The sequence below is a fragment of the Streptomyces sp. NPDC053427 genome, assembly GCF_044544985.1.
Taxonomy (GTDB): Bacteria; Actinomycetota; Actinomycetes; order Streptomycetales; family Streptomycetaceae; genus Streptomyces.
This window is the reverse complement of sequence record NZ_JBITYA010000004.1, coordinates 267,234-293,061: the sequence shown is the minus strand read 5'-3', so window position 1 is coordinate 293,061 and position 25,828 is coordinate 267,234. Positions and strand designations below refer to the sequence as shown.

Genomic DNA, 25,828 nt, shown 5'->3' with positions numbered 1-25,828 from the left:
ATGTGTCACCGGACAGCGTGGGCTCCTCGGACGGATGGCGGGCGGTCGGCGGTGGACGGGGGCTGGACTGCGGGCGGCTGGGACGGCCCGACGGTCCGGAGAATCTTTCGAGGGGTGCGAACGGATCTTTCGACGGGTGCGGGACGGACGGCTGACGGAAGCTGGAGAGGAATCCGCCGGACGCCGGACGCGTACGGCGGAAGCGAGGTGGGTGTGGTGGCGGTGCTGCGTGCGACACGACACCCCGCACAAGCCCCCGGTCCGGGACCCCTGGGACGGGGGTGACGGATGGACACGCCACGCTAACGATGGTTGTCGACCGCTGTCCGATGGATGCGCGAATTTCACCCGGATGAGAGAGCTTTCGCGCACTTAGTGGACCGCGATCCCGCACACCTGGCAATGCCTTCGCACCGAAAAGTGAGGTTTGCACGATGTCGAACCCGACCCACCCGAGGTCACGCAAGGCCCCGGTGGCCTGGTCGGCCGGGCTGCTGGCCCCGGCGCTCGTCTCGGCGCTGGCGCTCACCGGCTGCTCCGGCGCCGCGGACTCCCAGCCGCCGGGCAGCACGGGCACCCAGGCGGCCCCCGCGCCCACGCCCACCTGGGCCGTGGTCACCGGCAAGCCGCGCGTCATCCCGTCCGTCCGCGACTTCTCGCCGGCCGACGGGCGCGGCTGGCGCCCGTCCAAGGGGGCCCGGATCGTGGTGACGTCCGGCCGGCAAAGCACCATCGCCGACGAGGCGCAACTCATGGCCCAAGATTTGGGCGGGCTGCCGGTGGTGTGGGGTGACCAGACCGTACGGCCAGGTGATATCGAGGTGAAGCTGACGGGCGGGAAGCAGACGGGCCGGCCGAACAACGCGGCCGCCCGCAGCACCGCCGACGAGGCCTACACCCTCACCGCCCGCGGCACCCGGCTCACTCTGACGGCCCCGACGGACGCCGGAATCTTCTACGGCACCCGCACCGTCAAGCAGGCCGTACGCGCCGCCGGGGGCCTGCCCGAGGGCACCATCAAGGACCGCCCGGACCGCCCGCAGCGCGGCCTGTCGCTGGACAACGCCCGCAAACCCTTCACCGCGGACTGGATCGAGGCCCGCATCAAGGAGATCGGCGACCTCAAGCTGAACCAGTTCCAGCTGCACTTCTCCGACGACCAGGGATTCCGTATCCAAAGCGATACCCACCCCGAGATCGTCTCCCCGGACCACCTGACCAAGGATCAGGTGCGGCACCTGATCAAGGTCGCGCAGAGCCGCCACATCTCCGTCGTCCCGGAGATCGACTCGCCGGGCCACCTCGGCGCCGTCCTCGACCACTATCCCGACCTCGTGCTGCGCAATGCCCAGGGCCGTGCGGTCAAGGGCGCGATCGACATCTCCAACCCCAAGTCCGCCCGGCTCGTCGATTCGCTGCTGCGCGAGTACGCGGCGCTGTTCACCAATCCCAAGGGCGCCGACGCGTACTGGCACCTGGGCGGCGACGAGTACCAGGCGCTGATGTCCCGCGACCCGGAGGCCTCCTACCCGCAGCTGGCGCAGGCGGCGCGGGAGAAGTACGGCTCCGGCGGCACGATCGAGGACCTGGCGACCGGCTGGCTCAACGACCGGGAGAAGACCGTGAAGGCCGCGGGCAAGAACCGCATCGAGGCCTGGAACGACGGGTTCTTCTCCGACGGGAAGGTCACCGCCGACAAGGACCGCACGGTCGACTACTGGACGGGCAAGGAGATCGGCAAGCGCGACCCCGCGGCGTTCCTGCGCGAGGGCCGCACCGTCATGAACTTCAACGACGAGTACCTCTACTACGTGCTCGGCGAGCCGAACGAATTCACGTACCCGACCGGCGAGCGCATCTACCGCAGCTGGACCCCGCGGGTGCTCCGCGGCACCACCTCCGTGGGGGTGCCCGGCGCTCAGACGGGTCCCGACCGGATTCCCGGCGCCCGCTTCGCGATCTGGAGCGATCTCTCCCATGCCCAGACGCAGGAGCAGGTCGCGGCCGGTATCCGGCTGCCGCTGGCGGCGCTGGCGCAGAAGACCTGGAACCCGGGGACGCCGACGATGTCCTGGCAGAGCTTCAAGGCGCTCGCCGACAAGGTGTGAGGCGCACGGGTATGAACCGGGTGTGATTCCGGTGTGAATCGAGGGACGGCCGGGGCCGCCACCCCCCACAGGAGAGGCCCCGGCCGTCGTTCTCGGGAGGCCCGTAACGGGCCTCTAATCGGTACAGCGCCAGGCGGCGCGAAAGCGTCACACAGGCGTCACGCGCGGTGTGGGGAAGGGCGCCGCCAGTGGTCTGGACGCGGGCCGGGGCAGGCCCGTAGCCTGCGGGTTCGCGCCGGAAGGCGCGCTGGCCGGGCCCGCCTGGCGTGGCCAGGAACCAGCCGTGCTTCCGGGAGCTCCAGATGGATCGGTGCGCGTCTCACGCGGCGGCCGCTGCGGCGGACGCCGGTCACCGCGGCCGTGCCGGTGCCCGTCCGGTCACCTCCGCTTTCGTCGCTCCGTGCGGTGGCCCGGGTTCGGAGCGTGTGAACTCACGCGTTACGGTCTCCAGGAACAGCCGGGTTACCCGGGGTCAGCGAAGCAGCTGAACGAACCGAAAGATCAGCAAGGACCGGGCGGCGGACATTCCGCGTGCGACAGGATGGACCCGTGCGAGGGGACGACATTCAGCCGGACGACAGTCGGCTGACGGTTGCCGTGCAGGCGGCACAGGACGGCGACGAAGCTGCGTTCCGTACCGTCTACCGCGCCGTACATCCCCGACTTCTCGGATATGTACGGACCTTGGTGGGCGAACCGGACGCCGAGGACGTCGCCTCCGAGGCCTGGCTCCAGATCACCCGCGACCTCGCCCGCTTCCAGGGCGACGCGGACCGCTTCCGCGGCTGGGCCGCCCGGATCGCCCGTAACCGCGCCCTGGACCACATCCGCATGCGCGGCCGCCGGCCGGTCATCGCCGGCGACGAGAGCGAACTGGCCGACACCCCCGCCCTGTCCGACACCGCGGGCGAGGCGCTGGAGGCCCTGGGCACCGGCCGCACCCTGGAGCTGATAGCCCGGCTGCCGCAGGACCAGGCCGAGGCCGTGGTGCTGCGGGCGGTCGTCGGACTCGACGCCAAGAGCGCCGCCCAGGTGCTCGGCAAGCGGCCCGGAGCGGTGCGCACCGCCGCCCACCGGGGACTGCGCAAGCTCGCCGAGCTGCTCGGCGACGAACCCGGCGACGACCTCGGCGACGGCGGCGAGGGCGCGGACCAGGGCGCCGGCACGGTGGACGGGGTGCCCGCCCAGGGCCGAAGACGCCGCGACGACGCGGCGGAATCGTCCATACCAGGTGTGACGGAAACGGCCGCACGAACGCAGAAGGACATGTGATGGCCGACGACCGGTACGAGTGGCTCGACAAGGATGCCGCGGAGCGATTGCTGCGTGGCGACCCGGTCAGTGCCCCGGACGGCGACGGCGCACGCGAACTCCAGCAGCTCCTCGACGCCGCCGCGGCGGTCGCCGCGGGCCCGGCCCAGCACGCCGAGCTCCCCGGCGAGGCGGCCGCGGTGGCGGCGTTCCGCCGGGCCCAGCACGGCTCCGGAGCCCGGCCGCGCCGCCGCGTCACGGCCGGCCAGACCCCCGGCGTCCACACCACCCGCCCCGGCGGCGTCGCCGAACGCACCCGCCTCGCGCGCCCCTTGCGACGCGGCTTCGCCGTGGCCCTCGCGGTCTGCGCGATCGGCGGGGTCGCGGTCGCCGCCGGTACGGGCGTCCTGCCGACCCCTTTCCAGGGCGGCGGCCCCGAGCCCGCCGCCACCGTCTCCGCCGCCGAGACCCCGGGCACCCTGGAGTCCCCGGCCCCCGGCACGGAGACCGGCGGCCCGGCCACCTCGTCGCCCAGCGGCACTCCCGGCTCCGCGACGAGCCGCCCCGACCGGAGCCCGGCCCCCGGCGGCCCGCACGGCACCAAGCCCCCGGCCACCGCCGGCCCCGGCAAGGGCAAGCCGAAAGGCGACGGTAAGGGGAACGGCGAGACCCGGCCGGACGAGGACCGCCGCAGGCAGTTCGTCCTGACGCTGTGCCGTAAGTACGAAGCCGGCAAGGACGGGATGGACCCACGCACCCGGCGCCGCCTGGAGCGTGCGGCCGGCGGCGCGGAAAAGGTGCATGCCTTCTGCCGTCGGTATCTGACGGGCAAGGTCGACGGCGGCCTCGTCGGCGGCGCGGCGACGGGCGGTCAGACGGGCGGCGAGACCGGCGGCGGCCAGGGCGGCGGCGACGAGGACGACGACGAGCACCCAGCCGCCACCCCGAGCCCCACCCCGTCCACCCCCGCACCCACCTCCTCTTCTCCCGCCCCCTCGACCACACCCGGCCCCACCGCCGCCACCCCGAGTACGGCGAACACCGGCCAGGTGTGACGTTTTTTGAGCCAGTGACGCAGTAGTGAGTGAAGCCGACTGGTCATCGGCTGCGCGCGAGCCGGGGTTCCCCCCGTACCTACGGCTCCGCGCCCTGGCGCGGGCGGGGCACGTTCCCCCGGCCCTGCCCGCGCCCTACATCCCACGAACGAGCGCGGCTAGCGATGGACAACGACCCGCGTGCCGTTCCTCACCTGGCCGAAAAGGGCGGCGATCCGCCCCCGGTCGCGCACATTGACGCAGCCGTGCGAGGCACCCCGGTACCCCCGCGCCGCGAAGTCCGCCGAATAGTGCACCGCCTGGCCCCCGCTGAAGAACATCGCATACGGCATCGCCGTGTGGTAGATCGTCGAGACGTGCCGGCGGTTCTTGAACGTGAGGCGGAAGGTGCCTTCCCGCGTCGGGGTGAACTGCGACCCGAAGCGGACGTCCATCGCCGAGACCACCTTGCCGTCGACCATCCACGCCAGGGTGCGGCTCTTCTTGCTGATGCAGATCACCCGCCCCGTCAGACAGCGCCGGTCGGGCATGCCGATCGGCCTGCTGGTCGGCGGGCGGAGCTCGTCGCGCGACGGCACATGGGTACGGACGCGGAGCGTGCGCCAGGTCGCGGGCTGCACCGTCCCCGTACGGGGCAGCCGCTGCCGCTTCTGGAAGGCGCGGACCGCGGCGGTGGTGACCGCGCCGTAGTAGCCCGTCAAGGACCGCTTGAAGTGCCCCAGCTGGGTCAGCCGCGCCTGGAGTTCACGGACCCGGCCGCCGTACGAGCCGGGAGCCATCACCGCCCGGTGGGTGCGGCCGTGGTGCGCGGGGGAGGGCGCCTTGGGATCGCTCCGGGACGGGGCGGCCGGTGTCGTGGGCAGCCGCTGCCCGCTGCCGGCCGAAACGCCCGTTCCCGCGCCGGTGACCGTCACCGGCCGGCACCCCGTCCCGGCCGCGACCACCAGAACCACCAGCAGCGCCGCACCCGCCACCGGTCTCCCGTTTCTTCTCTTCCGTCGCATGCCCACTCCCGGATGCCACCGCCGCACCGACCACGGTTCATGTTGCCCATGCTGCAACGCGGCGAACCTGGGGCATGCTGTGCACAAGGCGTAAAACGGATGCCGATCACCCAGTGGGAGGCGTACAGCCATGGCGCGCGATGCGGGCAGTGTCCGGTACAACGAGAGCGGCCTGCCCATCGAGCCCGTCTACGGGCCGCAGGCGCTCGCCGACTGGGATCCGGAACGGCAGCTGGGCGCGCCCGGCGAGTATCCGTACACCCGCGGCGTCTACCCGTCGATGTACACCGGCCGCCCCTGGACGATGCGTCAGTACGCCGGCTTCGGCACCGCCCGCGAGTCCAACGCCCGCTACCGGCAGCTGATCGCCCACGGCACGACCGGCCTGTCGGTCGCCTTCGACCTGCCCACCCAGATGGGCCACGACTCCGATACGCCGATCGCCTCCGGCGAGGTCGGCAAGGTCGGGGTGGCCATCGACTCCGTCGACGACATGCGGGTGCTGTTCGGCGGCATCCCGCTGGACAAGGTCTCGACGTCGATGACCATCAACGCCCCGGCCGCGCTGCTGCTGCTCCTCTACCAACTGGTCGGCGAGGAGGAAGGGGTGAATCCCCGGCACCTCACCGGCACCATCCAGAACGACATCCTCAAGGAATACATCGCCCGGGGAACGTACATCTTCCCGCCGAAGCCCTCCCTCCGCCTGGTGGCGGACATTTTCCAGTACTGCCGGGCCGAGATCCCCAGGTGGAACACCATCTCCATCTCCGGGTACCACATGGCCGAGGCCGGTGCCTCGCCCGCGCAGGAGATCGCCTTCACCCTCGCCAACGGCATCGCCTATGTCCGTACCGCCCTCGCCGCCGGCATGGACATCGACGACTTCGCCCCGCGCCTGTCCTTCTTCTTCGTCTCCCGTACGACGCTCCTGGAGGAGGTCGCCAAGTTCCGGGCCGCGCGCCGGATCTGGGCCCGCACCATGCGCGAGGAATTCGGCGCGCGGAGCCCCAAGTCCCTCATGCTGCGCTTCCACACCCAGACCGCCGGGGTGCAGCTCACCGCCCAGCAGCCGGAGGTGAATCTCGCCCGGGTCACCCTCCAGGGCCTGGCCGCGGTGCTCGGCGGCACCCAGTCCCTGCACACCAACTCCTTCGACGAGGCCATCGCCCTGCCCACCGACAAGGCGGCCCGGCTCGCCCTCCGTACGCAGCAGGTCCTGGCGTACGAGACCGATGTGACCGCCACCGTCGATCCGTTCGCCGGGTCCTACGCCATCGAGGCGATGACCGACGAGGTGGAGGCCGCGACGGTCGAACTGATGCGGCGGGTCGAGGACCTGGGCGGCGCGGTGGCCGCGATCGAGCAGGGCTTCCAGAAGGGCGAGATCGAGCGGAACGCGTACCGCATCACCCAGGAGACCGAGGCGGGCGACCGGGTCGTGGTCGGCGTCAACCGCTTCCAGCTGGACGAGGAGGAGCCGTACGAGCCACTGCGCCTCGACCCGGCGATCGAGACGCAGCAGGCGGAACGGCTCGCGGTGCTGCGGGACCGCCGTAACGCCCGCGCCGTGTCGACGGCCCTCGACGACCTGCGGAAGGCGGCGGAGGGCAGCGGCAATGTCCTCTATCCGATGCGGGAGGCGTTGCGGGCCAAGGCCACGGTGGGGGAGGTGTGTGACGCGCTGCGGGGGGTGTGGGGCACGTATGTCCCCACCGACGCGTTCTGAGGGGGCGGGGGCGTCCGGAGGAGGAGATCCGCGGGCTGCTGGACCGCGGGTTCGCGCGGATCGGCGCCCCGGAGCGGGCTTTGGGGGACTGGTCGGCGGACATCGTCCGGCTGGTGGCGGCGGCGGAACGGGCGGCGGGGGACGGCGATCCGGCGGCGCGGGCGCTGGGCGCGCGGCTGCGGGAGCTGGTGCGGACCGAACTTGCCGAGGGCGGCACCGCGTGCTGAGCGCCGTGCCGCACGGGTCGGCGGCGGGTGCCGACGGGGGTCCGTCACACTGGTGTCATGTCGTCACCCCGCCGCGCGTGCCCCGTGTGCACCCGAGAGATCGCCGTTGTCGGCGGCCGCTACGCCCGTCATGACCCGCCGGGGCGTCGTACGGGCATCGAGCTGATCTCGTGTCCGGGATCGCGGCGGACGGCACCGATGATGGCGCCGGCGGAGAAGCTGTTCGATCCCGAGGAGCCGCCGATTCCGGGGCAGCAGCCCTTGTTCTGAACGCCCGGGCGGAATTCCGGGGGGAATTACGGGGCCAGGACGTCCAGTTCGGCCATCGCGCCGGCCGTGATCTCCCGCGTCAGCGACTCGGCCCGCGCCGCGTCGCCGGTGCGCACCGCCTCCGCCACCTGGACGTGCAGGGTCACGGCCGCCGGGTCGGGGTCGGTGAACATGATGTGGTGCTGGGTGCGGCCGGTCAGGACCGCGGCGACGACATCGGCGAGCCGGGCGAACATCTCGTTGCCCGAGGCGGTCAGGATCACCCGGTGAAAGGCCATGTCGTGGACGAGGTAGGCGTCGAGCTGCTGGCCGCGTGAGGTGGCGACCATGCCCATCGCGTGTTCGGTGAGCTCGGCGCACTGTGCGGGCGTGGCGTGGGCGGCGGCCAGGCCCGCGGCGACCGGTTCGACGGCGGAGCGCAGTACGGTCAGCGAGCGCAGCTGCCGGGCGCGGTCGCGGCCGGCCAGCCGCCAGCCGATGACCCGGGGGTCGTAGACGTTCCATTCCTCGGTGGGCCGGACGGTCACCCCCACCCGGCGCCGGGAGGCGACCAGCTGCATGGACTCCAGAACCCGGATCGCCTCGCGGATGACCGTGCGCGAGACGTCGAAGCGCTGCTCCAGCTCGTCCGTGCGCAGGACCGTGCCCGGAGGGTAGTCGCCTGCGGTGATCGCGGGCCCAAGGGACTCCAGTACGCGGGCGTGCAGCCCTTTCCCCTGCCCCTCGTTTTCCATGGGCCAAGCCTACGTTCCCGCACCTCGGCCAATTAAGTATGACGTTTACATCACAGGCTCTTGAATACGTCGTACCTAATGGGTTTCAGTGAAGGAGCGCGCGCTACGGCGCACGCGGTCAATGAGGACAGCGCGGACAGCGAGGTAAGCGGCATGAGCACCCCCCACGTGATCGTCGTGATGGGCGTGGCCGGCACCGGCAAGACGACGATCGGCCCGCTGGTGGCCGCCGCACTGGGCGTCCCGTATGCCGAGGGCGACGACTTCCACCCGCCGGCCAACATCGCCAAGATGTCGGCCGGGATCCCGCTGGACGACGACGACCGTTGGCCGTGGCTGGATGCCATCGGCGCCTGGGCCCACGGCCGGGCCGGGCACGGCGGCGTCGTCAGCAGCTCCGCCCTCAAGCGCGCCTACCGCGACCGGCTGCGCGCCGCCGCCCCCGGGGTCGTCTTCCTGCACCTCACCGGGGACCGGGCGCTGATCGAGGAGCGGATGGCCGAGCGCCGGGGCCACTTCATGCCGACCGCGCTGCTGGACTCCCAGTTCGCCACGCTCGAACCGCTGGGCGCGGACGAGGCGGGTGTCGCGGTCGATGTCTCCGGTACGCCGCAGGAGATCGCCGACCGCGCCGTGGCCGCACTGCACCACCTCGAACCGGCCGCCTGACCCCGCGGCCGTCATCCGCCACCCCACCAAGGCAAGCGCCCCCGACCCAAGGAAATCGCCGTGACACATCTCAGCGTCGAGATGCTCGCAGCGGACGCGACCGAGCCCATCACCTCGGCCGGTCACGCACAGCTGGGCATCGCCGTCCTGGCCGGCATAGCCGTCATCGTCCTGCTCATCACCAAGTTCAAGCTGCATGCCTTTCTGTCGCTGATCATCGGCTCGCTGGTGCTCGGCGCGGTGGCCGGGGCGCCGCTCGACAAGGCCATCGCCAGCTTCTCGACGGGCCTGGGCACGACGGTCGCGGGCACCGGTGTCCTGATCGCGCTCGGCGCCGTCCTCGGGAGGCTGCTCGCCGACTCCGGGGGCGCGGACCAGATCGTCGACACGATCCTGGCGAGGTCGAGCCGGCGGGCGATGCCCTGGGCGATGGTGCTGATCGCCGGGATCGTCGGGCTGCCGATCTTCTTCGAGGTCGGCATCGTGCTGCTGATCCCGGTGGTGCTGCTGGTCGCCAAGCGCGGCAACTTCTCGCTGATGCGGATCGGCATCCCGGCGCTGGCCGGACTCTCCGTCATGCACGGGCTGATCCCGCCGCACCCCGGGCCGCTGGCCGCGATCGACGCGGTCCACGCGAACCTCGGCATCACCCTGGCGCTCGGCGTGGTCGTCGCCATCCCGACCGCGATCATCGCCGGTCCGCTCTTCTCCCGTTACGCGGCCCGGTGGGTCGACATCCGCCCGCCCGAGAAGATGGTGCCGGAGCGGACCTCCGACGACCTGGCCAAGCGCCCCGGCTTCGGGATCACGGTGGCCACCGTCCTGCTCCCCGTCGTGATGATGCTGGCCAAGGCCCTGGTGGACATCGTCGTCGACGATCCCGAGGACACCGTCCAGAGGGTCTTCGACGTGATCGGCTCCCCGCTGATCGCGCTGCTGACCGCCGTGATCGTGGCGATGTTCACGCTGGGCCGGGCGGCCGGATTCAGCAAGGGCCGGATCGCCACGACCGTCGAGAAGTCGCTCGCCCCGATCGCCGGGGTGGTGCTGATCGTCGGTGCGGGCGGCGGCTTCAAGCAGACGCTGGTGGACGCGGGCGTCGGCCAGATGATCCTGGACGTCTCCAAGGGCTGGCACATCTCGGCGCTGCTGCTGGCCTGGCTGATCGCCGTCACCATCCGCCTCGCCACCGGCTCCGCCACGGTGGCCACCATCTCCGCCGCCGGCCTGGTCGCCCCGCTGGCCGCCGACATGAGCACCGCGCACGGCGCCCTGCTGGTCCTGGCCATCGGCTGCGGCTCGCTGTTCTTCAGCCATGTCAACGACGCCGGGTTCTGGATGGTCAAGGAGTACTTCGGGATGAGCGTCGGCCAGACGCTCAAGACCTGGTCGGTGATGGAGACGCTGATCTCGGTCGTCGGGATCGGGTGCGTGCTGCTGCTGTCGCTGGTGGTGTAGCGCCCACGGCGCCCCGCCCGGCACGGGGCCGGACCCGCTCGCCGCGGTGCACGAGGAGCACCGCGGCGAGCCCCATGACCAGGCCCAGTGCGGTCCCCGGGCCGAAGGGCTCGCCGAACATCATGGCGCCCCATACCGCCGTCACCGGCGCCATCAGGAACATCAGGGTGTTGACCCGGGTGACGCCGGAGCGCCGCAGGATCAGCCAGTAGAGGCCGTATCCGCCGAGGGTCGACAGCACCACCAGCCAGCCGACCGCGGCCCAGAACGACGGTGCGGCGGGCGGCGTCGCGGCACCGGCCGCCAGGGCCAGCCCGGTGAAGAGCACCGCGCTGGTGGCGCAGTGGACCGTCATCGACACCGCCGGCGGTACCGCCCGGCGGCTGCGGCCCTCCAGGAACGTGGCCGCCACCAGCGAAAGCATGCCGAGGAACGGTACGGCGTACGCCCACCAGGGCGGCCCCGCACCGGCCGTGGCGTCCGCCGCGGTGACGACCGCGACGCCGCTCACGCCCAGGGCGAGCCCGTACCACTGGCCGCGCGCGACGTACTGCCCCAGCAGCGGCCCGGCCAGCGCGCCCGCCACCAGCGGCTGGGTGCCGTCGATCAGCGCCGTCGTCCCGCTGGAGACCCCGAGCTGGATCGCCCAGTAGACGGTGAACAGGTAGCCGCTCTGGGAGAGCGCGCCGATGACGGCCTGCCGGGCCACGTCCCGGGGCGTCAGGCCCCGCCAGGACGCGCGGGCGGCGGTGGCCGCGAGGACGACCAGGACGGCGGCCAGCGGCAGGAATCGCCACATCAGCAGGGTGACCGCACCGGCGCTCTCCGCGCCGAGCCGGGCGCCGATGAATCCGGAACTCCAGCAGAGCACGAAGCCGGCGCAGAGAAGGACGTTCATGGCCCGTGGCCCCCTTCGGGCAGCACTCGGTAAACAGATCGGTTTACTTGCCTTCGTTGGCCACTATACAGATCTGTATACTTCGCGTCATGGGGAATCCTGATGCCATGGGTACGTCCGAGAAGTGCGAGGGGCCGGTCCGGCCGCACCGGATCGCCATGACACCGGGCGCGCGCCGGGTGCTGGAGGCCGCCGGGCGGCTGTTCTACGAGCGCGGCATCCATGCCGTCGGGGTGGACCTGATCGCCGCCGAGGCCGGGGTGACGAAGAAGACCCTCTACGACCGCTTCGGATCCAAGGACCAGGTCGTCGTGGAATACCTCGCCGACCGCGACGAGCGCTGGCGGGCCTTTCTCGCCGCCCGCCTCCAGGAGGCGGCGCCGGAGCCGGAGGCGTCCGTCCCGGCGGTCTTCGAAGCCTCGCGGGCCTGGGCGGCCAAGCGCAGCGGCAAGGGCTGCAGCATGGTCAAGGCGCATGCGGAGATCAGCGATCCGGCCCACCCCGCCTACGCGATCATCACCGGCCAGAAGGCGTGGATGCTGGGCCTGTTCGCGGACCTGGTCAAGGGCCACGCCCCGGATGCGGAGGCGGATGCCCGGCTGGCCCGCTCGCTGATGCTGCTGCACGAAGGGGCGCTGGTCGCCCACGGGCTGGGGCTCTTCCCGGACCCGATCGGGCAGGCCCGGGAAGAGGCCCGGCGGCTGCTCGCCGCCGCGGGTTAGCCGCGGGTCAGCGCACCGCGCCCGCCAGGCCGGCGGCCCGGTAGGGCTCCAGGGCGGCGGCGAGGTGGCCGGCGGCACCCTCGGCCGGTGCCGCCACGGCGACATAGCCGTCGGGGCGGACGAGGAAGACGCCGGGGCCGGAGCCGTACGCGTCACCGATGTGGCCGTCCGGGTCGAGCAGGTCCGGAGTCCGGCCGCCGATGCGGTAGGTGCGGACCAACTCGTCGTCCAGGGGCGGGACTTCGGCGTCGCCCAGGACGAGGAGGGTGAAGTGCGGCCCGCGCAGGGCGTCGAAGAGGCGGAACGGCGCGCCGTCGGCGGTGCGGCAGGGAGCGTCCGGGGCGCGGTAGCCGGCGCGCAGGGCGCCCTCGGGGACGTCCGGGCGCAGCTCCTGCGTCAGGGGGCTGTCCGGGTAGCCGATGTCGAGCTGGTGCAGGTCGCGGCCGCGGCGCATGGTGCGGGAGCGGTGCAGACGGGTGCTGGTGTCCAGGATGCGGACGGCGATCGGGCGGCGTTCGGTTTCGTAGGTGTCGAGGAGGGCGTCGGGGGCGCCGTGGCGCAGCACCTGGCCGAGCTTCCAGCCGAGGTTGTAGCCGTCCTGGACGCTGGTGTTCAGGCCCTGGCCGCCGGCCGGGGAGTGGATATGGGCCGCGTCGCCGGCCAGGAAGATCCGGCCGATGCGGAAGCGGTCGGCCAAACCGGCCCGCGGGCGGAAGAGGGAGGACCAGTGCACCTCGGTGACCTGCTCGGGGGCGAGGTGGGTGCGGGCGGCCAGCAGTGCGCGGACGGCGTCGGGTGAGGTGTCCGGCGCCTCCGTGCTCACCCCGATGAAGGTCTGGAACAGGTCGGTGTGGGCCAGCGGGAGCATCATCGCGAACCCGCCGTCGGGGTGTGCCCAGCGGTGCCAGTGGTCGCGGTCGAGGCCCGTCACCCGGAGGTCGGCGAGGACCGCGGAGCCCTCCTCCAGCTCCGGGCCGCTCATGCCGACGCCGAGCCCCTTGCGTACGGTGCTGCGTCCGCCGTCCGCGGCGACCAGATAGCGGGCGGTAACGGTCCGGCGGCCGCCGTCGGGGAGGGCGAGCTCGGCCCGTACGGTGTCCGCGTCCTGGTCGAAGGCGGTCAGTTCGGTGCCGAGGAGGACGCTGCCGCCCAGCTCCTGCAGGCGCTCGTGGAGCAGTTCCACGTTGCGCCACTGAGGGATCATCAGGCCGTTGGAGTACGGCGTGGACGGCGTCGGGTCGACATGCTCGATCATCTGGTGGCGGGAGACGATCCGGCCGTTCTCCCATATCGCCGTTTCCGGGAACATCCCGCCGGCCGCCTGGACGGCCTCCAGTACGCCGAGGTCGTCGTAGACCTCCTGGGTGCGCGGCTGCAGGCCGGTGCCGCGGGCGCCGGGGGAGAGGCGGTCCTGGCGCTCGACGATCAGGGCGCGGACGCCGCGCCGGGCGAGGTCGATGCCGAGGGCGAGGCCGGTCGGGCCCGCCCCGGCGATAAGAACGTCAACATGCTGAACGGCTTCCTTAACGTCGTTAAGTCCCATGCTTCCGAGCATGCGCTTAACGGTGTTAAGTTGTCAACATGGTTTCGCGTATCGACCGGAAACAGGTGGTGGAGACGGCTCTCCGCGTGCTGAACGAGGTGGGGCTCGAGGGACTCACCCTGCGCCGCATCGCGAAGGACCTGAACGTCCAGGCGCCCGCCCTGTACTGGCACTTCAAGAACAAGCAGGAGCTGCTGGACGAGATGGCCACCGAGATCTTCCGGCGGATGGTCACGCCGATACTGGCGGGCATCGGTCCGGGGGAGGACGGCCTCGGCCGCACCTGGCAGGACGCCATGTTCGCCTCCGCCCGCGTGCTCCGCCGCGAGCTGCTCTGCTATCGCGACGGCGGCAAGGTCTTCAGCGGGACGCGGATGACGGACGAGAGCTACGCCAGGCCGATGGAGGCCTTCCTGGGCCAGCTCGTCGCGGCGGGCTTCACTCCGGGCGGGGCGGTGCGGGCCTGGTGGACCATGTACAACTTCACCATCGGCCTGGTCATCGAGGAGCAGTCCATCCACCCGGACCCGGACAACCCGCAAGACCGGGACCCGGCCTACGACCTCACCGAACGCAAGCGCCGCGTCGGCGAAAGGTACCCGCTCGCGGCCGCCGCGGGGCTGGAGATGTTCGCCGATGTGGAGGCGTCGTTCGAGACCGGGCTGCGGATCATCGTTGCCGGGGTCGAGGCGACGGTGGGCCCGGATGCTCCCGGGCCGGGCGCCGGGAGCTGACCGCCCACGGCCCCCGGCTCACCACGGCTCCCGGCTCACCGCGGCTCCCGGCTCACCACGGCTCCCGGCTCACCGCGGCTCCCGGCTCACCGCGGCTCCCGGCTCACCGCGGCTCCCGGCTCACCGCCGTGGGGCGATCCACTGTTTCAGACGCGGCGTCAGCGGCCGCTCCACGCACCGGTGCAGCACCCAGGACAGCGCCAGCATCAGCACCACGGTCAGCGCCAGCGTCGCGTACGACGGCAGGCCGGCGTCGCGGTGCAGCACGCGGACGACGACCCAGCCCAGGTGCTCGTGCACCAGATAGAACGGGTAGGTCAGCGCGCCCGCCACGGTCAGCCAGCGCCAGTTCGCCCAGCGCAGCCTGCCCAGCGCAACGGCCGCGACCAGCGCGAAGCCGAGCGTGACGACGGCGATGATGACGGCCGTGGAGCGGTAGGAGAACGCATGGGCGGAGGGCGCGTGCCAGAGGCCGGCGACCGCGTAATGCTGCCCGATCAGCCAGCTGACCAGCACTATCGCCCAGCCTATGGGGTCGCGGGCGCCGTAGCGGTGCAGGAGGAAGAGGCCCACGCCGCCGATGAAGAACGGCGCGTACTCGGGCATCAGCACGACATTCAGGAACGGCTGGTGGGCGGCCTGGGCGAGCGCCGCCGCCAGCGTCCAGCCCGCGCAGAAGAGGACGACCCGCTTGCGGGTGGCGCCCGGCAGGACGACGCAGAGCGCGAACAGCGCGTAGAAGCGCATCTCGGCCCACAGGGTCCAGCAGACGCCGAGCACCCGCTTCACCCCGAGGGGCTGCTGAAGCATCGTCAGATTGGTGAGCACCTCGCTGGGCGAGAGCGCCTTGAAGGCGACCCAGGGGAGCGCGAAGACGGCGGTGACGAGCAGGATCGCGGCCCAGTACGCGGGAAAGAGCCGGGAGATGCGGCCGGCGATGAAGGCCCGCAGCGTCCGCCCCCAGCCGCTGAGGCAGATGACGAAGCCGCTGATCACGAAGAAGATCTGGACGCCGAGGCAGCCATAGGCGAAGTAGGGCGCCAGGGTGGGGAATTGGTGGGCGGGGGAGCCGCCCCAGGACCCGGATATCTCGCCGCCGCGCCCCCCGTAGTGGTACGCGGCGACCATCAGCGCGGCCAGCAGCCGCAGCCCGTCCAGTGCGCGCAGCCGGGACGGTCCCGCCTCCCGGCTGCGCCCCCGTATGGAGGGGATGATGCGGGCCGGCGCAACGGCTCCGGCGTCCGGCGTCAGTTGCGGGGTCGTGGTCATCCGAACGCGGCCCGCTTCTTCAGCCGCCGCTGAACGGCCCGCGCCCGGCGCGCGACCTTGCGTACGGTGGCGTTGCGCGGGATGAACGCCAGCTGGGACGGGATCGCCCCGGGCAGCGCCAGCGCGGTGAGCCGGCGGCGCTTGAAGTAGCGCCAGCTGTACGCGTCGAGATGGTGGGCCAGATAGCGCTCGGCGGCCGGGCGCAGCGTCGGGTAGATCTGGTGCTGCATGGCATAGCCGACGGCGGCGACCAGGTCGCCGATGGCACCCACGCCGGCGGACGGCCGCTCGCCGTCCCCGAGGTCGTCGACCAGCGCGTCCACGATCGTGACCGGGACGCGGTTGCTGTTCTGGTACGGGGTGAGCCGCTCCAGCAGCAGGCCGGTGCCGGTGCGTGCGGTCGGCAGGTCGTAGAAGGTCGATGCGGTCAGCAGCGCGGTGGAGAAGCAGCCCACGACCAGGGCGGGCCGCATCCGCTGGTAGAGGACCTCGGCCAGTACGGGGCTGTCCAGCACCGTCAGCGCGATGTCCAGCTTCTCGGCCTCCCGCTCCAGCAGCCGCGACCAGCGGGCCGGCGCGGACGGATGCGGTTTGAAGACGATCTCCCGGTGGCCCCGCTCGACGGCGCCGCGCACCATCCGCAGATGCAGCTCCTCCTCCTCTTCCGGAGTGAGGATGCCGAGCGCGGAGAGGTACTGGCCCAGCAGCAGGGCCGCCCCCTGCGGAACCGCCAACTCCTCGGCGTGGTCGGCGAGTTCGGACAGCACCTTCAAGAAGGCGTCGGTCGGCACGGTCTCCGCCGGGACGTCGAACTCGGTGAGCAGCAGCGGCGTCAGGCCCGGCACCAGGTCCAGGTGGAGCAGCCGGCCGATGCGGGTGCCGATCAGCGGATCGAGCTTGTTGCGGGTGGGGCCGTAGCTCATCAGGCCGTCGGCGTAGACGTCGAGGGGCGCGCCCGGGAACACCTGGGCCAGCGCCATCGCCGGGTTGACCTGGATGGACTCGACGACCAGCTCGACGTCCGAGTCGCCCAGGCCCCACAGCAGCCGCAGATACCGCTCCCACAGCGGGGCGTCGTCCGCGCGCGGGGACCAGCCGCCGGGGTGGAAGGGGCTGATCGTCTCGTTCCAGGACAGTACGCGGTCGAAGCGGCCGCGCAGCCGGTCGAAGCCGGGCATGGTGTCCAGGGACGCGGTGGTCTCCGGGGTCGTGGCGTTGTTGCTGAGCAGCAGCAGACGGCGGTCGGCCGGCTCGAAGCGGTCGGCGTCCAGGGCGGCGGCGAGGGTCGCCGCGCCGTAGAGCGTGGACGCCATGAAGATCTGGGTGCGGGGCCGGTTGGGCATCAGGCGGCGACCTCCGCCGTCACGGGGCGGCGACGCAGCCGCCGCAGCCGGGACGCACGCTGCACATCCATCGAATCCAGGGCTTCCTTCAGTACGTCCTGCGGCATGCGTTTCATGGCCGCGGCACTCATCGAACGCAATTTACGGGCGACCTGCGGTTCGAATCGTTCGATCGAGCCGAGGTGGTGAGAAATGATCGCGCAATAGGTGCGCACCGCCTTCGGAAGCAGAAGATCCGCATCGCGGTCCTGTGCGGTCTCTTCGATCACCTGGTCGAAGGCGCGGATGAAATCCAATTGCCGTACGTCGCCGATCTGCGTCAGCGAGGACGCCACCCCGCGCCGGTAGAAGACGCCGAGCAGCCCGACCACGGCCATCGACCGGGCCTCGCGGTGCAGCCGCCAGATCCACGGGCGGTCCTCCGCGGTGCGCAGCCCGTGCTTGAAATGCAGCACCCCGTCGTCCAGCAGCCTGCGGTGATAGATGCCGGCCCAGGCGTAGGCGTAGTCGACGGACGTGGAGCGGTCGGCGGGCAGGATCAGCTCGCGCGGGTCCACGACCACACCGCGCCGGCCGTGCGGGACGCGATGGACGGTGCGGGCGCGGGCGGTGCACTGGACGTGGTCGGTGCGGACGAAATCGCACCCCAACTCCTCTATCGCACCGAGGAGTTCGGAGAAGTAGCCGGGCGCGAGCCAGTCGTCGCCGTCCAGGAAGGTGACGTACTCGCCGCGGGCCTCGTCCAGGCCGGTGTTACGGGCGGTGGCCAGGCCGCCGTTCTGTTCGTGCCGCAGCAGTCTGGCGCCCGGGAGCTCGCGCTCGGCGCGCGCAAGGATCTCCGGGGTCTCGTCGCGTGAACAGTCGTCGACGAGCAGGAATTCAAAGTCCTCGCGGGCATTGGCCGCCAGGCTTTTCAGGGTGTCGGGCGCGTATGTCTGCACGTTGTAGAACGGCACGATGACGGAGAGCTTAACCACCCGGGTGACGTTAGGTGCGGAGCCGGCATTCGTCTTTACGCGTTCCGGACGTCAGGGTGAACGAAGAATGTCGGGATGGTTAACCAGGCCGATAAGTGACCCGGTTCGCCATTCGTCGACCCGCTGTTAACCCTTTGTTGCGGCCCAGTTGGCCCGCCAAACGGAATGCCTTCCTAGCGTCTGGGACGTGCCATCACGTACCACTTCTACGCCGCGCGTCGCCGTACTCGCCGACTCGGACACCCGGTGGAAATGGGGCGCTTTGACAGCGTACCGAATCCAACCGGACATCCGGCTCGACGGATACCTGCTCCGCGGCCGCGCCACTCCCACGGTCCGCCAGCTCGATGAGGTCGGCGCCCGTGCGGACTCCCTGCGCGAAATCAGGGCGGTCGATTTCGTGCGCAAGATCGACCGCGGTCTCGACGGTAGTGGATACGACGTCGTGGTGCTGGCCTGCGTGGGCGGCGCGGTGCAAGCCGTGCTGCACGGCCTCGCCGGCGCCTGGCGGACCGCCGGACGGCGCCCCGTCGTCGTCACCGGCTATGTCGGCGTGGTCTACGAGAAGCTCGCCGACGGGCTGCTGCTGCGGCACGGCGCGGACGTCGTCCTCGCCAACTCCCGGCACGACGCGGACCGCTTCCGCGAGGTCTACCGGGGCGTCGGCGCCGCCGACGACAGCGTCGTCGAATGCGCCCTGCCCTTCCTCGGCGGCGCCCCCTATACCGGCGCACACGACCCCTACACCGTGGTGTTCGCGGCACAGCCCTCCGTACCGGAGAGCCGGACCGACCGGACCTACCTCCTGCGCCGGGCGGTCGAGCACGCCCGCAAGCACCCCGACCGCGAGGTGCTGATCAAGCTGCGCAGCAAGCCGGGCGAGCACACCACGCACATCGAGGAACTCCCCTACCAAAAGCTCGCCACCAAGGTGCCCGGCGGCCTGCCCGCCAACTGCCGCCTGGTGTACGGGAACATGGGCGAGGTCCTGGACCGCACCGACCTGATGGTCACCGTCAGCTCGACCGCCGCCCTGGAGTCGCTGCACCGCGGCATCCCCACCGCCGTCCTCACCGACCTCGGCATCCGCGAGGCGCTCGGCAACCACTCCTTCCTCGGCTCCGGCTGCCTGGCCTCCTGGGACGAACTGGACGCCGGCCACCGCCCGGAGCCCGACGCGGACTGGCTGGCGCGGCAGGGCGTGGCCGCCGACGGTCCGTACGAGAAGGCCTTCGACGCCGCCCGCGCCCGGGTCACCGCGCTGCGCGAGGCCGACCACCTGCCGCCCCTCACCCCCTACTACACGCCCCGCACCGCCCCCGGCTACCTCCCCGGCATCCTCGCCCGGCACGGCCTGGACCCGCAGGGCGAGCCGATCGCCGGCTACGCGGACGCCCCCGAGGAGACCGGCGGACTGCGCCGGGTCGCCCGCGAAACCGTCCGCGAGGCCGCCCGCGGCGCCTACCGCCACGGCGTGCAGCGCGTCGCCCCCGCCATCCGCCGCTGGGGACAGCTGTGACGCCCGCCCGTCGCCCACCACCCCGCACGAGCCGCTTCGCGCCGCACCTCTCTCGCACCCGCCTGACCAAGGAGAACGCAATGCCACCCACCGTTGTGGCCGTCATCCCTGCCCGCGGCGGATCCAAGGGCGTACCCGCCAAGAACCTCGCCGCCGTCGGGGGCGTGCCCCTGGTGGCCCGCGCCGTCCGCGAATGCCTGGCCGCCCGGCTGGTCACCGATGTCGTCGTCTCCACCGATGACGCCGGGATCGCGGCCGCCGCACGCGGCGCCGGAGCGGTCGTCGTACGGCGCCCCGGCGACATCGCGGGCGACACCGCCACCAGCGAGGCCGCGGTGCTGCACGCCATGGACGCCTACGAGGCGGAGCGGGGCACCGAGGTCGACGCCGTGCTCCTGGTCCAGTGCACCAGCCCCTTCCTCGTCCGCGAGGACATCGACGGGGTGGCCGCGGCCGTCGTCGAGGACGGCGCGGACAGCGCGCTGACCGTGGCGCCCTTCCACGGCTTCGTATGGCGGGACGCGGCCGACGACGCGGGGGTGAGCGGCGCGCTGCCCGTCCAGTCCGCCGCCGGCTCCCCGTCGGGCACCGCCGCCCCGGCCACCGTCACCGCCGTCGGCGGCTACGGCGTCAACCACGACAAGACCTTCCGGCCGCGCCGCCAGGACCGTCCCCAGGACCTGCTGGAGACCGGCGCCGCCTACGCCATGGACGCGGCCGGCTTCCGCACCGCCGGCCACCGCTTCTTCGGCCGCACGGAACTCGTCCGCACCGACCCCGCCCGGGTGCTGGAGGTCGACGATCCGCACGACCTCGCCCGCGCCCGCGCGCTCGCGCCGCTGCTCGACGCCCCGCGTCCCGGCGCGCTTCCCACCAGCGACGACATCGACGCGGTCGTCCTCGACTTCGACGGCACCCAGACCGACGACCGGGTGCTGATCGACGCCGACGGCCGGGAGATCGTCGCCGTACACCGCGGCGACGGCCTCGGCATCGCCGCGCTGCGCAGGGCCGAGCTGAAGCTGCTGATCCTGTCCAGCGAACAGAACCCGGTCGTCGCCGCACGGGCCCGCAAGCTCCAGGTGCCCGTCCTGCACGGCATCGACCGCAAGGACCTCGCCCTCAAGCAGTGGTGCGAGGAGACGGGCACCGATCCCCAGCGGGTGCTCTACGTCGGCAACGACGTCAACGACCTGCCGTGCTTCGACCTCGTCGGCTGGCCCGTGGCGGTCGCCGGGGCGCACGACGTGGTGCGCGGCGCGGCCCGCGCGGTCACCGCGACCCCCGGAGGCAGCGGCGCGATCCGAGAGATCGCCGGCTGGCTCCTGGGCCCCTCCCTGTAACCCACACCGACCGACCCCTTCACACCCCCTTATCAACACGAAGGAATCCTCCCCATGAGCAGCAACTCCCGCCTCCGCACCCTCGGCGACCGCGAGGCCGGCCCCGGCCGCCCCGTCTACGTCACCGGCGAGATCGGCATCAACCACAACGGCGACCTGGAGAACGCGTTCGCGCTGATCGACGCCGCCGCCGACGCCGGCTGCGACGCCGTCAAGTTCCAGAAGCGGACCCCGGAGATCTGCACCCCGCGCGACCAGTGGGAGATCGAGCGCGACACCCCCTGGGGCCGGATGACCTACATCGACTACCGCCACCGCGTGGAGTTCGACGAGGACGGCTACCGCGCCATCGACGAGTACTGCAAGAAGCGCGGCATCGCCTGGTTCGCCTCCCCCTGGGACGTCGAGTCCGTCGCCTTCCTGGAGAAGTTCGACGTGCCCTGCTACAAGGTCGCCTCCGCCTCGCTCACCGACGACGAGCTGCTGCGCGCCCTGCGCGCCACCGGCCGTACGGTGATCCTCTCCACCGGCATGTCGACCCCCAAGCAGATCCGCCACGCGGTCGAGGTCCTGGGCAGCGACAACATCCTGCTCTGCCACGCCACCAGCACCTACCCGGCCAAGGCCGAGGAGCTCAACCTGCGCATGATCAACACCCTGCAGGAGGAGTACCCCAACGTGCCGATCGGCTACAGCGGCCACGAGACCGGTCTGCAGACCACCCTCGCCGCGGTTGCCCTCGGCGCCACCTTCGTCGAGCGCCACATCACCCTCGACCGCGCCATGTGGGGCTCCGACCAGGCCGCCTCCGTCGAGCCGCAGGGCCTGACCCGTCTGGTCCGCGACATCCGCACCATCGAGGAGTCCCTCGGTGACGGCGTCAAGAAGGTCTACGAGTCCGAGCTCGGCCCGATGAAGAAGCTGCGCCGCGTCGCCGGTGTGGTCGCCGAGGCCGAGGCCGAGGACGGCGCCGACCGCGAGCCGGCCGCCGTCTGACCGCCTGCAGACAGGAGTTCCGATCGTGAACTCACCGGAAGGGACCCGCGCCGCGCCCGCCACGCCCGGCGCCGGGGTCCCGCCCCAGGAGACGACGGGCACTCCCGCCCGTCGTCTCCTCGGGGTGCCCCGGCAGTGCAACCGGACCGCACCCTGTAGGGACGAGGAAAGCGGGACACCCGTGGACACCGGCACCCTGGCCTTCGTCGAGAGCCCGGTACAGCTGCTGAACGTGCTGGAATGGGCGCACACCGCCGAGGCCACCGCCCTCACCGTCGTCGTGCTCTCCCCGCACGACCCGATGACCCGCGGCCAGCTGCGCCGGATGGCCGAACTCGCCCGCGACGACGGCCACACCGTCCGCTGGGAAGAGGCCCGCGGCGGCCCCACCGCCCCGATGCGCACCATCGGCGGCCTCACCCCGCTCCTGCGCCGCGCCCGCCGCGTCGTCCTGGGCGACCCGTTCTCCCGGTACGTGCAACTCCTCCTCACGCTCACCAAGGCGCGCGACCTCGTCGTGGTCGACGACGGCACCGCCACCATGGAGTTCATCGGCCAACTGGCCCGCGGCGAACGGCTGGTGCGCTGGCACCGCCACGGCACCGGACGCGGCGCCCGCGACCTGATCTTCGCGCCCTTCTCGGCCACCGCGCGCCGCCGCCTCACCCCGGCACCCGAGGGCGGCCGACGCCGCCGCACCATCGGCCTCTTCAGCTCCATGCCCGTGGAGGTGCCGCCCGGCGTCCACGTCACCGCCAACGACTTCGCCTGGACCCGCGCCCGCTTCGGCCCGCCCCGCCTCACCCGCGGCACCGACCTCGTCGGCACCTCGCTGGTCGAGACCGGCGTGGTCGACGCCGACCGCTATCTGGAGGCCGTAGGGGTACTCACCCGGACCCACGGCGCCACCCGCTACTTCGCGCACCGCCGCGAGAGCACCGACAAGCTCCGCCGCCTCGCCACCGAGACCGGCCTGGAGGTCGTACGCCCCGACCTCCCGCTCGAACTGATCGCCCGCCGCGGCCCCATCGGCCGCCTCATCCTCAGCTTCCCCTCGACCGTCGTCCACACCCTGCCGCTCGCCCTCCAGGGCACCGAGGTCAAGGTCGCGGTCTGTGACATCGACCCCGCCTGGCTCACGGCCGGAGCCTCGCCCCGCGCCCAGGGATTCCTGGACGGCGTGACCGGTACCGCCCGCGACGTCCAGCGGCTCCAGTTCACCCGCACCCTGGCAACCGGATGAAAGCCCGCCGGAGGAAACCCACGTTCATACCCCTCCCGTCGACCGTCCATGCACCAACCGGGCTGATTTTCGTCCCCTGACGGGCTGAACTTTTGTTGATCCAGGGACAGTTGCCCCACCCGCCCCCGTAACCTTCAACGGGTGAACCAACTGATGTCCCCCGATGCCGCCGCCCTCACCCTGCTCCCCGGTACGCTCCCCGAGGCCCTGTTCGCCGAACTCGTCGCCTTCCGCCGCGATCTGCACCGCCACCCCGAGCTCGGCAACCAGGAGCTCCGCACCACCGCGGTGATCAAGGAACGCCTCGAACGGGCCGGGCTGCAGCCCCGCGTCCTGACCACCGGCACGGGCCTGATCTGCGACATCGGTACGGAACCGGCCGCGGAAGAGGGGGACCTGCTCGCCCTCCGCGCCGACATCGACGCCCTCCCCATCCCGGACACCAAGACCGTCGGCCACGCCTCCACGGTCCCCGGCCGCGCCCACGCCTGCGGCCACGACGTGCACACCACCGTCGTCCTCGGTGCCGGTCTCGTCCTGGCGGAGCTCGCCCGCAAGCAACGGCTGCCCCGCCCCGTACGCCTGCTCTTCCAGCCCGCGGAAGAGGTCCTGCCGGGCGGCGCCACCGACGCCATCGAGTCGGGCGTCCTGGACGGCGTCGGCCGCATCCTCGCCGTCCACTGCGACCCGCGCGTCGACGCCGGCCGGATCGGCATCCGTACGGGAGCGATCACCTCGGCCTGCGACCGCCTGGAGGTCGAACTCGACGGGCCCGGCGGCCACACCGCCCGCCCCCACCTGACCACCGACATGGTCACCGCCGCCGCCCGGGTCGCCCTCGACGTACCGGCCCTGATCTCCCGCCGCGTGGACGCCCGCGCCGGCCTCGCCGTCACCTGGGGCCGCCTCGAATCCGGCCACGCCTGCAACGTCATCCCCCAGCACGCCGAGCTCTCCGGCACCGTCCGCTGCCTCGACCTCGACGCCTGGCACCAGGCCCCCGACCTGGTCCACGCCGCCATCGACGAGACCGCGACCCTGCACGGCGCCAAGTCCCAGATCCACTACGTCCGCGGCGTCCCGCCCGTGGTGAACGAGGCGGCCAGCACCCAGCTCCTCCAGGACGCCATGGCCGCCCGCCGAGGCCTGCACAGCATCGAGGACACCGAGCAGTCCCTCGGCGGCGAGGACTTCTCCTGGTACCTCGAGCACGTCCCCGGCGCGATGGCCCGCCTCGGCGTCCACCCGCCCGCCGACCCGATCCGCCGCGATCTGCACCGCGGAGACTTCGACGTGGACGAGCAGGCGATCAAGGTCGGCGTGGAGCTCTTCACCGCCGCGGCGCTACTGGACGGTGGCCGCTCGTAACCTGAGGTAGTTCCGGCCGTCGGCTCCCGTTCGCGACGATCCGATAACGGCTTCGGACCTCCCCTTTATCCGGCATCTACGCGCGTTACGATGCCGCGGAATCAGCGCCGACGGAGGCGCTAAGAGTCGAAGGGGCCCCACGTGCGCCGGGTATCCAAGATCGTTGCCGCGGGCATCGCCACCGCGGCCCTCACCGTCTCGCTGAGCGCGTGCGGTGAATCGTCCACCGAGTCCGGGGGCAAGAACAAGGGCGTCGGACTCGCCTTCGATGTCGGCGGCCGGGACGACCACTCGTTCAACGAGGCGGCGGCCCGAGGTGTGGACAAGGCCGAGAAGGACCTCGGCGTGAAGGCCAAGATGATGACCGCCAAGAATGGCGAGACCGAGGCGGACCGCGAGCAGCGGCTGTCCTCGCTGGCCGAGGCCGGCTACAACCCCGTCATCGGCGTCGGCTTCAACTACGGCAAGTCCGTCAACAAGGTCGCCAAGGACTACCCGGACACCACGTTCGGCGTCGTCGACTCCGCCTCCGAGGCCAAGAACGTCTACGGCATGGTCTTCGCCGAGAACGAGGCCTCCTACCTCGCCGGTGTCGCCGCCGCGCTGAAGAGCAAGACCCACAAGGTCGGCTTCATCGGTGGCGTGAACAACGCGCTGATCCAGAAGTTCCAGGCCGGCTTCGAGCAGGGCGTCCGGGACACCGACTCCAAGGCGAAGATCACCTCCGAGTACCTCTACGCCAACGACGACAAGGGCTTCAACGACCCGGCCGCCGCCAAGGGCAAGGCCAAGGGCATGCTCGACGCCGGCATCGACGTCATCTACACCGCGGCCGGCCAGTCCGGCAACGGCTCGATCGAGACCGTCGCCGGCAAGAAGGGCACCTGGGCGATCGGCGTCGACTCCGACCAGTACCTGCAGCCGGGTCTGGCCCAGTACAAGAAGTCGATCCTCACCTCGGTGATGAAGAACGTCGACGTGGCGGTCTTCGACCTGGTCAAGAGCGTCAAGGACAAGAAGCCGCTGACCGGCAACAAGAGCTACACGCTCAAGGACAACGGCGTGCGGCTGTCCACCTCGGGCGGCTTCATCGACGACATCCAGGCCAAGCTCGACGCGGCGAAGAAGAAGATCGCCTCGGGTCAGGTGAAGGTCAGCGACACCCCCGCCAAGCAGTAGGGCTCGTAAGGGCCCGGCCCGGCGGCCATCGAGCCGCCGCGCCGGGCCCGTACGCCGGATCAACAGCAACCCGGCGGCCCGGCCGGCTTTTTTTGGCGCCGACACTACGCGCGTAGCGCGGGAGTTGGCGCGATATCGTCACCTCCCCGCTCCTCCTTACCACTCCCTGTCCCCCGAGGAGAGTGCGCC

At 71.7% G+C, this 25,828-nt stretch carries 23 protein-coding genes; 16 read left to right on the top strand and 7 right to left on the bottom strand.

The features are described 5' to 3' along the window. Nucleotides 1–434: 434 nt before the first annotated feature. The 3 genes from ACIGWZ_RS13045 (at nucleotide 435) to ACIGWZ_RS13035 (ending at nucleotide 4,414) form a co-directional block, all read left to right on the top strand. Nucleotides 435–2,108 (top strand): glycoside hydrolase family 20 protein, encoded by a 1,674-nt coding sequence (locus ACIGWZ_RS13045; protein WP_400063764.1) that lies wholly within the window; start codon nucleotides 435–437, stop codon nucleotides 2,106–2,108. A 564-nt stretch (nucleotides 2,109–2,672) separates the two neighbouring features. Then, nucleotides 2,673–3,380, top strand: a complete 708-nt coding sequence (locus tag ACIGWZ_RS13040; RefSeq protein WP_400064434.1) for an RNA polymerase sigma factor — start codon at nucleotides 2,673–2,675, stop codon at nucleotides 3,378–3,380. Further along, on the top strand, nucleotides 3,380–4,414 hold the full coding sequence (locus ACIGWZ_RS13035) for a hypothetical protein (RefSeq protein WP_400063762.1): 1,035 nt from the start codon (nucleotides 3,380–3,382) through the stop codon (nucleotides 4,412–4,414). The genes ACIGWZ_RS13040 and ACIGWZ_RS13035 overlap by 1 nt, the downstream gene beginning before the upstream one ends. 158 nt (nucleotides 4,415–4,572) lie before the next feature. Here the strand turns inward: ACIGWZ_RS13035 and ACIGWZ_RS13030 are convergent, their stop codons facing one another. Further along, the gene (locus tag ACIGWZ_RS13030; protein WP_400063760.1) at nucleotides 4,573–5,418 is read right to left on the bottom strand and encodes a L,D-transpeptidase family protein; all 846 of its coding nucleotides are present in this window, start codon (nucleotides 5,416–5,418) and stop codon (nucleotides 4,573–4,575) included. A 130-nt stretch (nucleotides 5,419–5,548) separates the two neighbouring features. Between ACIGWZ_RS13030 and ACIGWZ_RS13025 the strand changes: the two genes are divergently transcribed. The 3 genes from ACIGWZ_RS13025 to ACIGWZ_RS13015 all read left to right on the top strand — a co-directional run bounded on the left by ACIGWZ_RS13025 (nucleotide 5,549) and on the right by ACIGWZ_RS13015 (nucleotide 7,644). After that, nucleotides 5,549–7,147, top strand: a complete 1,599-nt coding sequence (locus ACIGWZ_RS13025; protein ID WP_400063758.1) for a methylmalonyl-CoA mutase — start codon at nucleotides 5,549–5,551, stop codon at nucleotides 7,145–7,147. An 80-nt stretch (nucleotides 7,148–7,227) separates the two neighbouring features. Then, nucleotides 7,228–7,374 carry a hypothetical protein gene (locus ACIGWZ_RS13020; RefSeq protein ID WP_400063756.1) on the top strand — a complete coding sequence of 49 codons (147 nt, stop codon included), beginning with the start codon at nucleotides 7,228–7,230 and terminating at the stop codon, nucleotides 7,372–7,374. 57 nt (nucleotides 7,375–7,431) lie between these two features. Then, nucleotides 7,432–7,644, top strand: coding sequence for a hypothetical protein (locus ACIGWZ_RS13015; protein WP_400063754.1), 213 nt, complete (start codon nucleotides 7,432–7,434; stop codon nucleotides 7,642–7,644). A 26-nt stretch (nucleotides 7,645–7,670) separates the two neighbouring features. Here ACIGWZ_RS13015 and ACIGWZ_RS13010 read toward each other — a convergent pair whose 3' ends face one another. Beyond that, a complete protein-coding gene (locus ACIGWZ_RS13010) occupies nucleotides 7,671–8,378 on the bottom strand; it encodes a FadR/GntR family transcriptional regulator (RefSeq protein WP_400063752.1) in 708 nt (235 codons plus the stop codon). A 153-nt stretch (nucleotides 8,379–8,531) separates the two neighbouring features. Between ACIGWZ_RS13010 and ACIGWZ_RS13005 the strand changes: the two genes are divergently transcribed. Both ACIGWZ_RS13005 and ACIGWZ_RS13000 read left to right on the top strand, forming a co-directional pair. Continuing rightward, complete coding sequence (locus ACIGWZ_RS13005; protein ID WP_400063750.1) at nucleotides 8,532–9,047, top strand: gluconokinase; 516 nt, start codon at nucleotides 8,532–8,534, stop codon at nucleotides 9,045–9,047. A gap of 60 nt (nucleotides 9,048–9,107) precedes the next feature. After that, nucleotides 9,108–10,505, top strand: coding sequence for a gluconate:H+ symporter (locus ACIGWZ_RS13000; RefSeq protein WP_400063749.1), 1,398 nt, complete (start codon nucleotides 9,108–9,110; stop codon nucleotides 10,503–10,505). On the opposite strand, the gene ACIGWZ_RS12995 is transcribed toward ACIGWZ_RS13000, so the two are convergent. Then, nucleotides 10,426–11,403 carry a DMT family transporter gene (locus ACIGWZ_RS12995; RefSeq protein ID WP_400063747.1) on the bottom strand — a complete coding sequence of 326 codons (978 nt, stop codon included), beginning with the start codon at nucleotides 11,401–11,403 and terminating at the stop codon, nucleotides 10,426–10,428. The two genes, ACIGWZ_RS13000 and ACIGWZ_RS12995, sit on opposite strands and share 80 nt — an antisense overlap. A 158-nt stretch (nucleotides 11,404–11,561) precedes the next feature. Between ACIGWZ_RS12995 and ACIGWZ_RS12990 the strand changes: the two genes are divergently transcribed. After that, nucleotides 11,562–12,125, top strand: coding sequence for a TetR/AcrR family transcriptional regulator (locus tag ACIGWZ_RS12990; protein WP_400064432.1), 564 nt, complete (start codon nucleotides 11,562–11,564; stop codon nucleotides 12,123–12,125). A 7-nt stretch (nucleotides 12,126–12,132) separates the two neighbouring features. On the opposite strand, the gene ACIGWZ_RS12985 is transcribed toward ACIGWZ_RS12990, so the two are convergent. After that, nucleotides 12,133–13,668, bottom strand: coding sequence for an FAD-dependent monooxygenase (locus tag ACIGWZ_RS12985; RefSeq protein ID WP_400063745.1), 1,536 nt, complete (start codon nucleotides 13,666–13,668; stop codon nucleotides 12,133–12,135). Between the two features lie 38 nt (nucleotides 13,669–13,706). Here ACIGWZ_RS12985 and ACIGWZ_RS12980 point away from each other — a divergent pair, with 38 nt between their 5' ends. Beyond that, nucleotides 13,707–14,402 (top strand): TetR/AcrR family transcriptional regulator C-terminal domain-containing protein, encoded by a 696-nt coding sequence (locus ACIGWZ_RS12980; protein ID WP_400063743.1) that lies wholly within the window; start codon nucleotides 13,707–13,709, stop codon nucleotides 14,400–14,402. Between the two features lie 120 nt (nucleotides 14,403–14,522). Here the strand turns inward: ACIGWZ_RS12980 and ACIGWZ_RS12975 are convergent, their stop codons facing one another. From ACIGWZ_RS12975 to ACIGWZ_RS12965, 3 genes are read right to left on the bottom strand one after another with little or no spacing between them, the layout of a single operon-like run. Further along, a complete protein-coding gene (locus ACIGWZ_RS12975) occupies nucleotides 14,523–15,671 on the bottom strand; it encodes an acyltransferase family protein (RefSeq protein WP_400063741.1) in 1,149 nt (382 codons plus the stop codon). Continuing rightward, entirely contained in the window at nucleotides 15,668–17,014 is a 1,347-nt protein-coding gene (locus ACIGWZ_RS12970) for an alpha-2,8-polysialyltransferase family protein (RefSeq protein ID WP_400063739.1), read from the bottom strand. Before ACIGWZ_RS12970 ends, ACIGWZ_RS12975 begins: the two co-directional genes overlap by 4 nt. Further along, nucleotides 17,014–17,991, bottom strand: coding sequence for a glycosyltransferase family 2 protein (locus ACIGWZ_RS12965; protein ID WP_400063737.1), 978 nt, complete (start codon nucleotides 17,989–17,991; stop codon nucleotides 17,014–17,016). Before ACIGWZ_RS12965 ends, ACIGWZ_RS12970 begins: the two co-directional genes overlap by 1 nt. 187 nt (nucleotides 17,992–18,178) lie before the next feature. Here ACIGWZ_RS12965 and ACIGWZ_RS12960 point away from each other — a divergent pair, with 187 nt between their 5' ends. The 6 genes from ACIGWZ_RS12960 (at nucleotide 18,179) to ACIGWZ_RS12935 (ending at nucleotide 25,639) form a co-directional block, all read left to right on the top strand. Next, nucleotides 18,179–19,510, top strand: a complete 1,332-nt coding sequence (locus ACIGWZ_RS12960) for a DUF6716 putative glycosyltransferase (RefSeq protein WP_400063735.1) — start codon at nucleotides 18,179–18,181, stop codon at nucleotides 19,508–19,510. A gap of 80 nt (nucleotides 19,511–19,590) precedes the next feature. Next, nucleotides 19,591–20,853, top strand: coding sequence for a cytidylyltransferase domain-containing protein (locus ACIGWZ_RS12955; protein WP_400063734.1), 1,263 nt, complete (start codon nucleotides 19,591–19,593; stop codon nucleotides 20,851–20,853). Nucleotides 20,854–20,907: 54 nt separating this feature from the next. Further along, nucleotides 20,908–21,849, top strand: a complete 942-nt coding sequence (locus ACIGWZ_RS12950; protein WP_400063732.1) for an N-acetylneuraminate synthase family protein — start codon at nucleotides 20,908–20,910, stop codon at nucleotides 21,847–21,849. A 25-nt stretch (nucleotides 21,850–21,874) separates the two neighbouring features. Continuing rightward, entirely contained in the window at nucleotides 21,875–23,092 is a 1,218-nt protein-coding gene (locus ACIGWZ_RS12945; protein ID WP_400063730.1) for a hypothetical protein, read from the top strand. 153 nt (nucleotides 23,093–23,245) lie between these two features. Then, a complete protein-coding gene (locus ACIGWZ_RS12940; protein WP_400064430.1) occupies nucleotides 23,246–24,460 on the top strand; it encodes an amidohydrolase in 1,215 nt (404 codons plus the stop codon). A gap of 141 nt (nucleotides 24,461–24,601) precedes the next feature. Further along, nucleotides 24,602–25,639: a BMP family protein gene (locus ACIGWZ_RS12935; RefSeq protein ID WP_400063728.1), complete on the top strand. Its 1,038-nt coding sequence runs from the start codon at nucleotides 24,602–24,604 to the stop codon at nucleotides 25,637–25,639. The last annotated feature ends 189 nt before the right edge of the window (nucleotides 25,640–25,828 follow it).

Bases quoted from the DNA above. Each gene is read 5' to 3' on its own strand.
- ACIGWZ_RS13005 (WP_400063750.1), top strand. From the start codon at position 8,532: ATGAGCACCCCCCACGTGATCGTCGTGATGGGCGTGGCCGGCACCGGC.
- ACIGWZ_RS13030 (WP_400063760.1), bottom strand. From the start codon at position 5,418: ATGCGACGGAAGAGAAGAAACGGGAGACCGGTGGCGGGTGCGGCGCTG.
- ACIGWZ_RS12995 (WP_400063747.1), bottom strand. From the start codon at position 11,403: ATGAACGTCCTTCTCTGCGCCGGCTTCGTGCTCTGCTGGAGTTCCGGA.
- ACIGWZ_RS12940 (WP_400064430.1), top strand. From the start codon at position 23,246: ATGTCCCCCGATGCCGCCGCCCTCACCCTGCTCCCCGGTACGCTCCCC.
- ACIGWZ_RS13035 (WP_400063762.1), top strand. From the start codon at position 3,380: ATGGCCGACGACCGGTACGAGTGGCTCGACAAGGATGCCGCGGAGCGA.
- ACIGWZ_RS12990 (WP_400064432.1), top strand. From the start codon at position 11,562: ATGACACCGGGCGCGCGCCGGGTGCTGGAGGCCGCCGGGCGGCTGTTC.
- ACIGWZ_RS13025 (WP_400063758.1), top strand. From the start codon at position 5,549: ATGGCGCGCGATGCGGGCAGTGTCCGGTACAACGAGAGCGGCCTGCCC.
- ACIGWZ_RS13010 (WP_400063752.1), bottom strand. From the start codon at position 8,378: ATGGAAAACGAGGGGCAGGGGAAAGGGCTGCACGCCCGCGTACTGGAG.
- ACIGWZ_RS12975 (WP_400063741.1), bottom strand. From the start codon at position 15,671: ATGACCACGACCCCGCAACTGACGCCGGACGCCGGAGCCGTTGCGCCG.
- ACIGWZ_RS13045 (WP_400063764.1), top strand. From the start codon at position 435: ATGTCGAACCCGACCCACCCGAGGTCACGCAAGGCCCCGGTGGCCTGG.
- ACIGWZ_RS12980 (WP_400063743.1), top strand. From the start codon at position 13,707: ATGGTTTCGCGTATCGACCGGAAACAGGTGGTGGAGACGGCTCTCCGC.
- ACIGWZ_RS12970 (WP_400063739.1), bottom strand. From the start codon at position 17,014: ATGCCCAACCGGCCCCGCACCCAGATCTTCATGGCGTCCACGCTCTAC.
- ACIGWZ_RS12955 (WP_400063734.1), top strand. From the start codon at position 19,591: ATGCCACCCACCGTTGTGGCCGTCATCCCTGCCCGCGGCGGATCCAAG.
- ACIGWZ_RS13015 (WP_400063754.1), top strand. From the start codon at position 7,432: ATGTCGTCACCCCGCCGCGCGTGCCCCGTGTGCACCCGAGAGATCGCC.
- ACIGWZ_RS12985 (WP_400063745.1), bottom strand. From the start codon at position 13,668: ATGGGACTTAACGACGTTAAGGAAGCCGTTCAGCATGTTGACGTTCTT.
- ACIGWZ_RS12950 (WP_400063732.1), top strand. From the start codon at position 20,908: ATGAGCAGCAACTCCCGCCTCCGCACCCTCGGCGACCGCGAGGCCGGC.